The following is a 13,778-nucleotide window of genomic DNA, read 5'->3' on the forward strand; positions in this document are numbered from 1 at the left end:
CAAATGCGCGGGAGCGGGGAAAGGTTCGCCGAAGCTCAATTCCCGTCGGCAGCGCGCACCTGCTGGACCGCCGCAAGCTGGGCGAGCTTGAGGAATTCGTTGCGCCAATAGCCCTGCGGGTTGCCAGCCAAGCCGCGGATATCGGCGAAGCCGTAGCTGCCGAGATATTTGTCGCCGCGCAGTTTCTGTCCGAACGCGGCGACCGCGACCGCGAAGGCCATGTCGCCCGAGGGTGCGGGCGCAGTGCGCAGCAGCGTTGCGGGAACGGGCTTTTCGATCAGGCGTGAGGTGGTTTCGCCCGGCAGCTTGTAGCGCAGCTTGACGAAGGCGAGCTCGCTGCCCCTTGCCGCATGCGCCGGGGGCTGATTGCCGGCATAGCGGCGGTCGGGCAGCCAGCCCTTGCCGCCCGCGGGGACGACTTCGTAGATCGCGGTGACCTGATGCCCGGCGCCGATATCGCCGGCATCGACCGCGTCGTTGTCGAAATCCTCCTCTGCCAGTGCGCGGTTCTCGTAGCCGATCAGGCGATACTGGCTGATCTGAGACGGGTTGAACTCGACCTGCACCTTCACGTCCCTGGCGATGGTGAAGAGCGACGCCGACAGCTCGTCGTCGAGCACCTTCTGCGCCTCCATCGCGCTGTCGATATAGGCATAGTTGCCGTTGCCGAGATCGGCGATGCGCTCCATCAGCGCCTCGTTGTAATTGCCCTGGCCGAAGCCGAGCGTGGTGAGGGTGACGCCGCTGTCGCGATATTTCTTGACCATCGCCTCGAGCGCCTTGTTGTCGCTGACGCCGACGTTGAAGTCGCCGTCGGTGGCGACGAAGATGCGGTTGATCCCGCCCTTGATGAAGTTCGCGCTGGCGATGTCATAGGCGAGCTGGATGCCCTGCGCGCCCGCGGTCGAGCCGCCAGCTTCGAGACAGTCGAGCGCGGCGCGGATATAGTTGGGGCTGGAGGTGGGGTCGAGGACGACGCCCGCAGCGCCCGCATAGGCGACGATCGAGACGCGGTCCTTCGCCGTCAGCTTGTCGGCAAGCAGGGTCAGCGCCTGTTTGACCAGCGGCAGCTTGTCCGCGCTGCTCATCGATCCCGAGACATCGACGAGGAAGACGAGGTTGGCGGCCGGGCGTCCCTGCGCGGTCACGTCATAGCCGCGCAGCCCGATGCGGACGAGGCGGGTGTCGGGGTTCCACGGGGTCTTCGCGACGTCGGTCGTGACGCTGAACGGGGCCGCGCGGCTGGCGGGCAGGGGGTAGTCGTAACGGAAATAGTTGATCATCTCCTCGGTCCGCACCGCTTCGGCCGGAGGGGTCTGGCCCTTCTGGAGGAAACGGCGGACGTTGGAATAGGCGCCGGTGTCGACATCGACCGAGAAGGTCGAGACGGGTGCCTGCGCGACCGACTTGATCGCGGCGACCTCCTTGCCTTCATAGCGTTCGCGGTTGCCCGGCGTGCCATAGGGAGCTGCCTGTCCGACGATGCCGGGCGCCATGCGCTTGGCGGCGAAATCGGCGGGCGACCCCGGTGCGGGTGGCGCGGACATGACCGGCGGCGGCGGAGCCATCGGGAGGGGCGGTGGCGGTGGGGGCGGCGGCGCATAGGCGCGGCCGCGCGCCCCGCCGCTCGGGCGGATGCTGGTCAACGCGCGCGGGCGATAGCTGCTGCCGATCTTGCACCGCACGGGTGAATCATTGTCGGCGATTACCGGCGCGGGGCGCGGCTTTTGCGGCGCGATGACCGGCGGCGGTGCGGCGGCGCCGAGCAGCAGCGAGAGCGAGACGAGAGCGGCGGTGCGCTTCATGGGACTTCCCCTTTGGTCGCGAATGACGCGACCGGGGGTGCTCCGCGCGGGATGAGCAGTGGATGAACAGGATATGGTGTTACATCGGATTGACTGAAGCTGTCAGAATTGCGGGCGCGGGTGCGAGGTCACGGATGGTCTACGACCGCTATCGCCGGCCGACCGGAACGTCCAATTATGGGTGGAAAGCGGACGTCAGCGCCAAACGGCGCGACCTTTGCCGTATCCGGGATGACGATGCTCAAACTCGTCCATGAACATCAACCGGGCTTCGGCTAATCGCTGGCAAGCTTCTGCCGAATAGCCATCGTCCCCTGCCTCTGCGAGCAGATCGTGCAGTCCCAACATGAACTGCTGATAGCGTTCGGCTGGGTCTTTGATGCGGCCATAGTCATCGACCTCGCGACCCCAATCGTCCAACTTGGCCAATGTGTTCACCCTTGCGCTATCCCGGCTTCAAGATGCCGGTCATGCGGCGCGTCCGCAATGGGGTCGGAAGACGACAGACCGCTTTTATGGGTCTGCTGCCTACTCTCCTCCAGCACGGGGTAGGTCTACTTTCACTGCGTGCGTCGGCATCGGGACGAGGAGCAGCAGCAGGCCGCTCATCAGTCCGAGCGTTCCCCAGACAAAGTTGCGTTGGCGGAAGTCGACCACGCTTCGGGCGATGCAGTAGATGCACGCGCCGATCGCTGCGAGGCTCCACCATAGCGCCGCGGTCATTCGCCGCGCTCGCGTGCCACTTCGCGCCAGCCGATGTCGCGGCGGGAAAAGCCGGTGGGAAAGTCGATCGCGTCGACCGCGCGATAGGCAGCCGCCTGGGCCTGCGTCACGCTGGCGCCGGTGGCGGTGACGGCGAGGACGCGGCCGCCGGCGGCGACGAGGCGGTCGCCATCGCGCTTCGTGCCCGCCTGGAAGATCTTGGCGCCGGTTGCCTCAGCGGCAGCGATCCCGGCGATCGCGCCGCCGGTTTCGGGGGTGCCGGGATAGCCCGCCGCCGCCATCACCACGGTGAGTGCGGTGCCGTCGGCGAAGCGTGGCTCGGGTCGGTCGGCGAGCTGCCCTGCCTCGGTCGCCAGCATCAGGTCGAGCAAATCGTCCTCGAGCCGCATCATCAGCACCTGGCACTCCGGATCGCCGAAGCGGGCGTTGTACTCGATCAGCTTGGGGCCGGTGCGGGTGAGCATCAGCCCTGCGTAGAGCACGCCCGAATAGGGGGTTCCGGCTTTGGCCATGCCGAGAATCGTCGGCTTGATGATCGTCTCGATCGCTTCGGCTTCCAGCGCGGGGGTGAGCACCGGGGCGGGGCTGTAGGCGCCCATGCCGCCGGTATTGGGGCCGACATCGCCGTCGCCGACGCGCTTGTGATCCTGCGCCGAGCCGATCGGGAGATAGTGGGTGCCGTCGGTGAGGACGAACAGGCTTGCCTCCTCGCCCTCCAGAAACTCCTCGATTACCGCTTCGCCGCCGGGCTTTTCGAAGATCGCGGCGATTGCGGACTGAGCCTCGTCTTCGGTCATTGCGACGGTGACGCCCTTGCCCGCGGCGAGACCATCGGCCTTGATCACCACCGGGCGCCCGAAGTCGCGGGCGAGCGCGGCTTGCGCGGTTTCGAGGTCGGCGACGCGGACATAGCCGGCGGTGGGGATATTCTCGCGCGCGCACAGGTCCTTGGTGAAGCCTTTCGACCCTTCGAGCTGGGCGGCGGCTCGGCTGGGACCGAACACGGGAAGGCCGGCGGCGCGCAGGCTGTCGCTGAGCCCGTCGACCAGCGGCGCTTCGGGACCGATGACGACGAAGCCGATCGCGTGGGCGCGGCAGAAGTCGATCACTGCGGCGTGATCGGTGAGCGGTACGTCGTGGCACTGCGCATGATCGGCGATTCCGGGGTTGCCGGGGATCGCATGCAGGCTATCCAGCCGGGGCGATTGCGCGAGCTTCCAGGCGAGCGCATGTTCGCGGCCCCCCGACCCAAGCAACAGGACATTCATGGCGGATCCCTTCGACGATATCGACACGCCGCGGCTCGTAGCCGAGGGGCGGGAAGGGGACAATGACGCGCCGCTGTCGGTCGGCGAATTGTCGCTCAAGCTGAAGCGGATGGTCGAGGGCGAGTTCGGCCATGTGCGGCTGCGCGGCGAGATTTCGGGGTACAAGCGCGCGGCGTCGGGGCATGTCTATCTCGCGCTCAAGGATGCCGATGCGGTGATCGATGGGGTGATGTGGCGCGGCGCGGCCGACCGGTTGCCGTTCCGCCCGCAGGACGGGGTCGAGGTCGTCGCGACCGGCAAGCTGACCACCTATCCCGGCCGGTCGAAATACCAGATCGTGATCGACCGGATGGAGCTGGCCGGCGAAGGCGCGCTGATGGCGCTGTTCGAGAAACTGAAGGCGCAGCTGGCGGGCGAGGGGCTGTTCGACGTGGCGCGGAAGAAGCCGCTGCCGTTCGCGCCGAAGGTAATCGGTGTCGTTACTTCGCCGACCGGCGCGGTGATCCGCGACATCCTGCACCGGCTGGAGGATCGCTTTCCGACGCATGTGGTGGTGTGGCCGGTCAAGGTGCAGGGCGCGGGCGCGGCCGAGGAGGTCGCGGCGGCGGTGCGCGGGTTCGACGCAATGCCTGCCCATGGCCCGGTGCCACGCCCCGACTTGGTGATCGTCGCGCGCGGCGGCGGCTCGATCGAGGATCTGTGGGCGTTCAACGAAGAGGTCGCGGTGCGCGCGGTCGCCGCCTGTTCGATCCCGATCATCTCGGCGGTGGGGCACGAGACCGATACCAGCCTGTGCGATTTCGCCGCGGACATGCGCGCGCCGACGCCGACTGCGGCGGCGGAGATCGCCGTGCCGGTGCGCGCCGAACTGGCCAACGGCATCGCCAGCATGGGGCTGCGCGCCGAGCGGTGCGCGCGACGCTATCACGAGCGTGCGGGCGAGCGGTTGCAGGCGCTGGTGCGCGTGCTGCCAAGGCGCGATGCGCTGCTCGGGCCGCAGCGGCAAAAGGCCGACGATCTGGGCGCGCGGCTCGATCGCGGGCTGGAGCTGCGGGTGACACTGGCGCGTGGCGTGCTCGACCGCGCGGGCGGGGCGCTGCGCCCGGCGGTGCTGGAGCGTAAGCTCGACGCGTTGCGCCATCGGCTCGACGGCGCGGGCAAGCTGCTCGATGCGGTCAATCCCGACAATCTGCTGCAGCGCGGCTATGTCCGCGTCGGTGCCAAGGCAAGCGGCAAGGTGATCGCGAGCGCGGCCGATGCGCGCGCGGCGGGCGCGCTGACGCTCCATTTCCGCGACGGTTCGGTCGACGCACGGGTTGAGCGCGGCGGTGCCAAACCCTATGCTGGCGACACGCCCGAACAGCCCGATCTGTTCTGACCCAAGCGAAGAGTGAGCCTTGCCATGCTGATGTCCTCCAACACCGCCCGTCCGGCGCGGCTCCATTTCATGGCCAATGGCTTTCGCGTGCTGACCCCCGGCGATCACGTCGTATGCGGGGTGAGCGGCGCGCAGATCCCGCTCGATGCGCTGCGCTACTGGAGCGTCGCCAAGCAGGAGGCCTATGCCTCCGCGGAGATCGCGACACAGGCGATGGCGACGACGTGAGGAAGATCGGGGGGGCGATCGCCGCGGGGGTTGCGCTGGTCCTGACGGGGGCGTTTGCGATAACGCCCGCACCGCTGAGCCAGGCGCGGGCGGCGTCGAATCGCAACGATTTCAGTTTTTCCGGACCGATGATCCAAGGCGGAACGGTGCTGGGTACCGTCCCCGCACTGACCAGCGGACTGACGCTCGACGGACGCGCGGTTCCGGTCGCGCCGGACGGGCGGTTCCTGATCGCGTTCGACCGCGACGCGGGCGCGCAGGCCGAGCTGGTCGCGACGCGTGTCGACGGCAGCGCGGTGCGCAGGACGCTGTCGATCCAGCCGCGTGCGTGGCGGATCGAGCGGCTCGACCGCCTGCCGCGCATCTCGCAGCCGAGCGCGGAGTATCAGCGCCGACGCCCGGGCGAGGTCGCGCAGATCAATGCGGCGCGGGCGAAGTCGCACGATATTCATGGCTGGCGGCAGGAGTTCATGTGGCCAGTCACCGGGCGCATCTCCGGCCTGTTCGGATCGCAGCGCATCTACAAGGGCGAGCCGGGGTCGTACCATTCGGGCGTCGATGTGGCGCGGCCATCGGGAACGCCGGTGATCGCGCCGGCGGACGGGGTGGTGATCCTGGCCGCGCAATCGCCCTTCACGCTGGAGGGCAAGCTGTTGATGCTGGATCACGGGATGCAGCTGAACAGCGCGTTCCTGCATTTGTCACGGATCGATGTGCAGGTCGGTGACGTCGTGCGGCGGGGGCAGACGATCGGCGCGGTCGGTGCGACCGGGCGCGCGACCGGGCCGCACCTGCACTGGGGCATGAAATGGGGCAGCGCACGGATCGACCCGCTGCTGATCGCCGGGACGATGCCGGTGACGGCGGACTGAGGCGGTACCGCTGAACGCAATCCTCCCCCGCCAGGGGGAGGTGTCAGCGGAGCTGACGGAGGGGGCGGAAGCACGCCGGCGGGAAGCTCGACGGCACAGCCGTCCGCCCCCTCCGTCGCCTTCGGCGCCACCTCCCCCTGGCGGGGGAGGATTAGCGTCCACCACCCATCAAGCCGGTGTCAGCACCAGCCCGCCATCGCCTTCGCTGACCTTCACCGTCGCGCCGTCACGGACGTCGCCGCGCAGGATGGCGTCGGCGAGCGGGTCCTGCAGGTAGCGCTGCACCGCGCGCTTGAGCGGGCGGGCGCCATAGACCGGGTCGTAGCCGACGCGGCCCAGCCAGTCGCGCGCCCCGGGCGTGAGGTCGAGCGTGATCTTGCGATCCTTGAGCAGCTTGCCCAGCCGAGCGACCTGGATGTCGACGATCGGCGCCATCTCGCTCTGGCCGAGGCGGTGGAACAGCACGATCTCGTCGAGCCGGTTTAGGAATTCGGGGCGGAAATGACCGCGCACGATCTCCATCACCTGCGGCTCGACGCTCGCGACATCCTGGCCCTCGTCGAGCTGGGTCAGGAATTGGCTGCCGAGGTTCGATGTCAGCACGATGATCGTGTTGGTGAAGTCGACGGTGCGACCCTGCCCATCGGTCAGGCGCCCGTCGTCGAGCACCTGGAGCAGGATGTTGAAGACGTCGCCATGCGCCTTCTCGACCTCGTCGAACAGCACGACCTGATAGGGGCGACGCCGGACGGCTTCGGTGAGCACGCCGCCTTCCTCATAGCCGACATAGCCGGGAGGGGCGCCGATCAGGCGGGCGACGCTGTGCTTCTCCATGAACTCGCTCATGTCGATGCGCACCATCGCCGTGCTGTCGTCGAACAGGAATTCGGCGAGCGCCTTGGTCAACTCGGTCTTGCCGACGCCGGTCGGGCCGAGGAACAGGAACGAGCCGAGCGGACGGTTCGGATCCTGTAGGCCCGCACGACTGCGGCGGACAGCGGTCGAGACCGCCTTCACCGCGGTGGCCTGACCGATCACGCGCTTGCCGAGCTGCTCCTCCATCGCGAGCAGCTTCTCGCGCTCGCCTTCGAGCATGCGATCGACGGGGATGCCGGTCCAGCGGCTGACGACGCCGGCAATGTCGTCGGCGGTCACTTCCTCGCGCAGCATCGCGCTGCCGGTGGTGGCCTGCGCCTCCTCCAGCTGCTTGGTCAGCGACGGGATCGTGCCGTAGTTGAGCTCGGCCATCTTGGCGAGGTCGCCGGCGCGCTGCGCCTGTTCGAGTTCGAGGCGCGCGGCGTCGAGCGCTTCCTTGATCTTGGCTTCGCCCGCGATCTTGTCCTTTTCCGCCTGCCAGCGGCCGGTCAGTTCGCTCGACTGCTGTTCGAGATTGGCGAGCTCGGCCTCGAGCGTGGCGAGCCGGTCCTTCGACGCCTGGTCGCTTTCCTTGCGCAGCGCCTCACGCTCGATCTGGAGTTGCATGATGCGGCGGTCGAGATTTTCGATCTCCTCGGGCTTGCTCTCCACTTCCATGCGGATGCGGGAGGCAGCCTCGTCCATCAGGTCGATCGCCTTGTCCGGCAGGAAACGGTCGGAGATGTAGCGGTTGCTGAGCGTCGCCGCCGACACGATCGCGCCGTCGGTGATGCGCACGCCATGGTGAAGCTCGTACTTCTCCTTGAGCCCGCGCAGGATCGAGATCGTATCCTCGACCGTCGGCTCGCCGATGAAGACCGGCTGGAAGCGCCGCTGGAGCGCGGGGTCCTTCTCGACATATTTGCGATATTCGTCGAGCGTGGTCGCGCCGATGCAGTGCAGTTCGCCGCGCGCCAGTGCGGGCTTGAGCAGGTTGCCGGCGTCCATTGCGCCTTCGGATTTGCCCGCGCCGATCAGCGTGTGCATCTCGTCGATGAACAGGATGATGTCGCCCTCGGCGCCCTTCACCTCGTCGAGCACGCCCTTGAGCCGCTCCTCGAACTCGCCGCGATACTTCGCGCCCGCGATCAGGCTGCCCATGTCGAGCGCCATCAGCTTGCGGTCCTTGAGCGTGTCGGGGACGTCGCCATTGGCGATGCGCAGCGCGAGGCCCTCGGCGATCGCGGTCTTGCCGACGCCCGGATCGCCGATCAGCACGGGATTGTTCTTGGTGCGGCGGGCGAGGATCTGGATGGTGCGACGGATTTCCTCGTCGCGGCCGATCACGGGGTCGAGCTTTCCGTCCTCGGCCGCCTGGGTCAGGTCACGGGCGAATTTCTTGAGCGCGTCGTAGCGGTCCTCGGCGCCCGCCGTGTCGGCGGTGCGGCCGCCGCGCAGCTGATCGATCGCGGCGTTGAGCGCTTCGGGCTTGAGCCCGGCGGCGGCGAGTGCGCGACCGGCATGGGTCGTCGAGGCGAGCGTCAGCGCGAGCAACAGGCGTTCGACGGTGACATAGCTGTCGCCCGCCTTGGCGGCGATCTGCTCGGCCTGGTCGAGCACGCGGACGGAGTCGTTGTCGAGGCCCGGCGCCTGCTGCGCGCCGCTGCCGGTCACCGCCGGGACGCGCGACAGCGCGGCATCGATCTCGGCGGTCGCGCGGCGCGCGTCACCGCCCGCAGCCTGGATCAGGCCCGCAGCCATGCCTTGCTCATCCTCGAGCAGCGCCTTGAGCAGGTGTTCGGGGCTGATCCGTTGATGGTTCATGCGGATCGCGACGGTCTGTGCCGACTGCAGGAAACCCTTGGCGCGATCGGTGAATTTTTCGAGGTTCATAAGCGTCCCTGTTGCCTTTCATCCGCAAAGTAGTGTTGCAGTTTTGCAACACAAGGGCCGAGCGCTCCAAAACTCGCCTGGCGCGATGCTGAGCCCTGGGCGACGGCTGGGCAAGCCATGCGCGCGGCGCGGGGTTGCGCCCCCTCGACGGACCGGTATGTTGTTGCGATCGATACAGATCACTCCGGGAATTTCCGTACCATGAAAGCAGCATTTGCCAGCCTGACCGCGCTCGCGGTCGTGCTCAGCGCGCCAGCCTATGCCCAGCAGGCCGAGGCTCCGAACGTCGCGGCGGTCCCCGTCGCCGATCTCGTGAAGCGCGTGGACATTCCCTATGAGGAGTTCCGGCTGGAAAACGGACTGCGCGTCGTCGTCCATACCGACCGCAAGGCGCCGATCGTCGGTGTGGCAGTGTGGTACAATGTCGGATCGAAGCACGAGCCCAAGGGCAAGACCGGCTTTGCGCATCTGTTCGAGCATCTGATGTTCAACGGATCGGAGAATTCGCCGGGCGAGTTCTTCGAGCCGCTCAAGGAAGTCGGTGCGACGGACTATAACGGCACGACCAATTCGGACCGCACCAACTATTTCCAGACGGTGCCGCGCGCTGCGCTTGACCGCGCGCTGTTCCTCGAGAGCGATCGCATGGGCTATCTGCTCGGCGCGGTGACGCAGGCGAAGCTCGACGAGCAGCGCGGCGTTGTGCAGAACGAGAAGCGCCAGGGCGACAACCAGCCCTATGGCCTGCTGCGTTACAAGATCACCGAAGGCCTGTTCCCCGAAGGTCACCCGTATCGCCACTCGACCATCGGATCGATGGCCGATCTCGACGCCGCCAGCCTGGACGACGTGAAGGACTGGTTCCGTCAATATTACGGGCCGAACAATGCGGTGCTGGTGCTGGCGGGCGATATCGACGCCAAGACTGCGCGCCCGCTGGTCGAGAAATATTTCGGGGGGATCAAGCGCGGCGCGACGATCACCGACCCGGCGCTGACCGTCCCGACGCTCGCCGCGGCGAAGAGCGAAGTGATGAAAGATCGCGTGGCGGTCACGCGGCTCTATCGCATGTGGGCGGTGCCGGGGATGCGCGATGCGGACTCGACCGTGCTTGACGCGTCGATCGGCGTGCTCGGCGGACTCGCCAGCTCGCGGCTCGACAACATGCTGGTCAAGGACGAGAAGCTGGCGGTGAGCGTCGGCGCGTACAACCAGAGCCTGGCGCAGGCGGGCATGGTGCTGATCACCGCCGATGTGCGTCCCGGCGTGGATGCGGCGAAGGTGGGCGCGCGGCTCGACGCGATCATTGCCGATTATCTCAAGAACGGCCCAACCGCCGAGGAGCTGGAGCGCTACAAGACGCGCACCGCATCGTCGCGCATCCGCGGCCTTGAGTCGGTCGGCGGGTTCGGGGGCAAGGCGGTGACCCTCGCGTCCGGCGCGATCTACATGGATGATCCAGGCTATTACAAGAAGGAGCTGGCGACGCTCGCCGCGGTGACGCCGGAACAGGCGCGTGCGGTGACCGCCAAGTGGCTGTCGCGCCCCGCCTATTCGCTGACGATCGAGCCGGGTGCGCGCGAAGCCTATGCCGAAGCGGCGACCACGCCGAAGGAAAAGGTCAAGGAAGCGCCCGAGGTGGTGAAGGGGACGCGCGGTGCGCTGCCGGGCGTCGCCGAGGTCAAGGATATCGACTTCCCGACTGTGAACCGCGCCAAGCTGTCGAACGGGATCGAGCTGGTCTATGCGCAGCGCGACGCCGTGCCGGTGACCCAGGCGGTGATCACGTTCGATGCGGGTACCGCGTCGGATGTGCCTGACGCGCTTGGCACCGAGGGCATGACGCTGTCGCTGCTCGAAGAGGGCACGAAGAGCCGCAATTCGATCCAGATCGCCGAGGCGCAGGAGCGGCTGGGCGCGGGGATCAATGTCGGGAGCAGCGCGGATCGCGCTTATATCTCGATGTACACGCCGAGCCCCAATCTGGCCGGATCGCTCGAGCTTGCAGCAGACATTGCGCGCAACCCGAGCTTCCCTGCGGCCGAGCTCGAGCGGGTGCGCGGGCAGATGCTGGCGACGATCGCGCAGGTGAAGTCGAACCCGGCGGGCCTTGCCCAGATGGCGATGCCGCCGCTGCTGTACGGGAAGGATTCGCCGTACGCGAAGACTGCCGCGATCGGCGGCGATCCCGAGGCGGTCAAGACGATGACCCGCGACGATCTGGTCGGCTATTACAATGCGTGGATCCGTCCGGAGAAGGCGAAGATCTTCGTCGTGTCCGACCGACCGCTGGCCGAGGTCAAGGCGGCGTTCGAGGCGAAGTTCGGCGACTGGAAGGGCGTCGGCACGCCGGGAAGCAAGGTGTTCGCCGCCAAGCCGCAACAGGCCGCGCCGAAGATCCTGCTGATCGACCGGCCGGATTCGCCGCAGTCGCTGATCTACGCGGCGCAGATGACGCCGGTCGATCCGTTCGCCGATCCGGTCCCGCTCGGCACCGCGACCGAGGTGCTGGGTGGCGACTTCCTGTCGCGCATCAACATGAACCTGCGCGAGGACAAGAGCTGGTCCTATGGCGTGCGTGGCGGGGTCAACCGCTATGAACACGCCGTCCCGTTCCTGATCCAGGCGCCGGTCCAGGCGGACAAGACCGGCCCGGCAATCGCCGAGATCCAGCGCGAGCTGAACGAGTATCTGGGCGACAAGGGCATCACCAAGGCCGAGTTCGACCGATCGGTCATCAGCGCGATTCGCAAGATGGCGGGCCAGTATGAGACGGCGGGCGCGGTGCTGGGCGCGATGCAGTCGAACGACTTCATGCGCCGTCCCGACGACTATCAGGACGGGCTGGCGAAAAAATATCGCGCGCTGACCCAGGCGCAGGTTGACGCTGCGGCACGCGCGGCTCTCGACCCCAAGCGGCTGGTCTGGGTGGTCGTCGGCGACGCGGCGAAGGTGCGCGGCCAGCTTGACAGCCTCGGCCTGCCTGTCGAGGTGGTGAAGCCCGAAGCCGTCGGCACCGCCGCCGGCGGCAACTGAACCGACACCCGTTTACAGGAGAGACGATCATGGCAAATGTCGATGGCACCTGGGATACCGTCACCCACTCGCCGATGGGCGACCAGAAGGCGACGCTAACCGTCGCCAGCTCGGGCGACAGCTTCACCGGCACCTATGCCGGCGCGATGGGGTCGACCGAGATCAAGGACGGCAAGGTCGATGGCGACACGCTGAAATGGTCGCTCGACATCACCGTGCCGATGCCGATGACGCTGACCTGCGAAGCCACGGTCGATGGCGACGCGATCAAGGGCACCGTGACCGCGGGCGCATTCGGCAGCTTCCCGATGGAAGGCTCGCGCGCCTGATCGCTGCGATCGTGCATTGAAAGGCCCGCTTCCCGCGAGGGAGGCGGGCTTTTTCGTGTCCGCCCGGGACCTCAGACCGTTCCGCGCGTTGAGGGGGAAATCCAATCAACAGGTGAACCCATGCTCAAAGCCGCTTTTTTCTTCGCAATCCTGGCCCTGGTGCTGGGCGTACTCGGCTTTGGCGGCGCGGCGGGCGCGGCCTGGGGGATCGCCAAGATCCTGTTCTTCATCGTGCTCGCGATTGCGGTGATCCTGTTCGTGCTGGGCTTCACCGTCTACAAGAAGGTGACCTGAACGTTCAGCGCCGCAAGCGCGTGACATGCCCCATCTTGCGGCCCGGGCGCGCGTCGTTCTTGCCGTAGAGGTGGAGATGCGCGCCGGGTTGAGCGAGCAGATCGTGCCAAGCGTCGACTTCATCGCCGATCAGATTTTGCATTTCCACCGACGCGCCGGTCAGTTCGACCGGGCCTAGGGGGAGGCCGAGCACAGCGCGAACATGGTTTTCGAACTGCGAGGTCTCGGCACCCTCGATCGTCCAATGGCCGCTATTGTGGACGCGCGGCGCCATCTCGTTGAAGACCGGCCCGTCGGCTGTGGCGAAGAACTCGCAGGTCAGCACGCCGACATGGCCCAACTTGTCTGCCATCGCGATGGCATAGGCGGTGGCCTTCTCCGCTTGAGCAAGGATTGCCTCTCGGGCAGGCACTGTCGACGTAGCAAGGATGCCATTACGATGGAGGTTCTCGGGCACATCCCAGGCGACGCTGGATCCATCGACGCCACGACAAACGATAACTGAAAATTCGGCAAAGAACCGAACATGCCCTTCGAGAATCGCCGGAAACCCGCTCTCAAGAGTGGGACTGCCGATTTCCTCCCAAGCCTTGGCGGAGTCTGCTGGGTCGGAGATGCGGGCTTGCCCCTTCCCGTCATAACCGAACAGCGTAGTTTTCAAGATCGCGGGAGTTCCGATTTCGTCTAACGCCGTTTTCAATGAGGATAAGTTTGACACAGCCCGCCATGGCGCGGTTTGCGCGCCAATCCGGGCGGCCCATTCCTTCTCGTTCACTCGATATCGCGCGATGTCGAGCGACAGGCTGTGGGGGCGTGTAGGGCGGCGCGCTCCCAACTGCGCGATGGCAACAGGTTCTACATTTTCGAACTCGAACGTGATCGCATCGACTTGATCCGCGAATGCGAAAAGCGCGGCCGGGTCGTCGTAATCACCTTGAGTGAAGGCGGCGGAGACGTCGCAGGCCGGGCCGCTTTCAGGGGCGTAGATGTGAACGCGATAGCCGAGCTGTGCCGCAGCCATGGCGAGCATCCGGCCGAGCTGGCCGCTGCCGAGAATGCCGAGGGTGCTGCCGGGCGGGATCGCGGTCATTCGGCTG

General features: G+C 66.9%; 11 protein-coding genes. 6 read left to right on the plus strand and 5 right to left on the minus strand.

Translation table 11 applies throughout. The features are described 5' to 3' along the window. Positions 1-35: 35 nt before the first annotated feature. The 3 genes from ABS767_RS07340 to purD all read right to left on the minus strand — a co-directional run bounded on the left by ABS767_RS07340 (position 36) and on the right by purD (position 3,796). On the minus strand, positions 36-1,805 hold the full coding sequence (locus tag ABS767_RS07340; RefSeq protein ID WP_408077697.1) for a vWA domain-containing protein: 1,770 nt from the start codon (positions 1,803-1,805) through the stop codon (positions 36-38). Positions 1,806-2,000: 195 nt separating this feature from the next. Continuing rightward, a complete protein-coding gene (locus ABS767_RS07345; RefSeq protein ID WP_408077698.1) occupies positions 2,001-2,234 on the minus strand; it encodes a hypothetical protein in 234 nt (77 codons plus the stop codon). Between the two features lie 290 nt (positions 2,235-2,524). Next, entirely contained in the window at positions 2,525-3,796 is a 1,272-nt protein-coding gene (purD, locus tag ABS767_RS07350) for a phosphoribosylamine--glycine ligase (RefSeq protein WP_408077699.1), read from the minus strand. Here purD and xseA point away from each other — a divergent pair. The 3 genes from xseA to ABS767_RS07365 are packed head-to-tail and all read left to right on the plus strand — an operon-like array spanning position 3,795 to position 6,274. Then, positions 3,795-5,174, plus strand: coding sequence for an exodeoxyribonuclease VII large subunit (xseA, locus tag ABS767_RS07355; RefSeq protein ID WP_408077700.1), 1,380 nt, complete (start codon positions 3,795-3,797; stop codon positions 5,172-5,174). The two genes, purD and xseA, sit on opposite strands and share 2 nt — an antisense overlap. Before the next feature lie 24 nt (positions 5,175-5,198). Next, positions 5,199-5,402 carry a DUF2093 domain-containing protein gene (locus tag ABS767_RS07360; RefSeq protein WP_408078666.1) on the plus strand — a complete coding sequence of 68 codons (204 nt, stop codon included), beginning with the start codon at positions 5,199-5,201 and terminating at the stop codon, positions 5,400-5,402. Then, positions 5,399-6,274: a peptidoglycan DD-metalloendopeptidase family protein gene (locus tag ABS767_RS07365; protein WP_408077701.1), complete on the plus strand. Its 876-nt coding sequence runs from the start codon at positions 5,399-5,401 to the stop codon at positions 6,272-6,274. Before ABS767_RS07360 ends, ABS767_RS07365 begins: the two co-directional genes overlap by 4 nt. A gap of 168 nt (positions 6,275-6,442) precedes the next feature. Here the strand turns inward: ABS767_RS07365 and clpB are convergent, their stop codons facing one another. Continuing rightward, positions 6,443-9,022 carry an ATP-dependent chaperone ClpB gene (gene clpB, locus ABS767_RS07370; RefSeq protein WP_408077702.1) on the minus strand — a complete coding sequence of 860 codons (2,580 nt, stop codon included), beginning with the start codon at positions 9,020-9,022 and terminating at the stop codon, positions 6,443-6,445. Between the two features lie 201 nt (positions 9,023-9,223). Here clpB and ABS767_RS07375 point away from each other — a divergent pair, with 201 nt between their 5' ends. The 3 genes from ABS767_RS07375 to ABS767_RS07385 all read left to right on the plus strand — a co-directional run bounded on the left by ABS767_RS07375 (position 9,224) and on the right by ABS767_RS07385 (position 12,681). Beyond that, entirely contained in the window at positions 9,224-12,058 is a 2,835-nt protein-coding gene (locus ABS767_RS07375; RefSeq protein WP_408077703.1) for a M16 family metallopeptidase, read from the plus strand. 29 nt (positions 12,059-12,087) lie between these two features. Beyond that, the gene (locus ABS767_RS07380) at positions 12,088-12,387 is read left to right on the plus strand and encodes a hypothetical protein (RefSeq protein WP_408077704.1); all 300 of its coding nucleotides are present in this window, start codon (positions 12,088-12,090) and stop codon (positions 12,385-12,387) included. A gap of 120 nt (positions 12,388-12,507) precedes the next feature. Beyond that, positions 12,508-12,681: a DUF1328 family protein gene (locus ABS767_RS07385; RefSeq protein WP_408077705.1), complete on the plus strand. Its 174-nt coding sequence runs from the start codon at positions 12,508-12,510 to the stop codon at positions 12,679-12,681. Between the two features lie 4 nt (positions 12,682-12,685). On the opposite strand, the gene ABS767_RS07390 is transcribed toward ABS767_RS07385, so the two are convergent. Further along, complete coding sequence (locus tag ABS767_RS07390; RefSeq protein WP_408077706.1) at positions 12,686-13,771, minus strand: 5-(carboxyamino)imidazole ribonucleotide synthase; 1,086 nt, start codon at positions 13,769-13,771, stop codon at positions 12,686-12,688. Between the last annotated feature and the right edge of the window lie 7 nt (positions 13,772-13,778).

Source organism: Sphingomonas plantiphila (assembly GCF_046000505.1).
Classification (GTDB): Bacteria; Pseudomonadota; Alphaproteobacteria; order Sphingomonadales; family Sphingomonadaceae; genus Sphingomonas; species Sphingomonas plantiphila.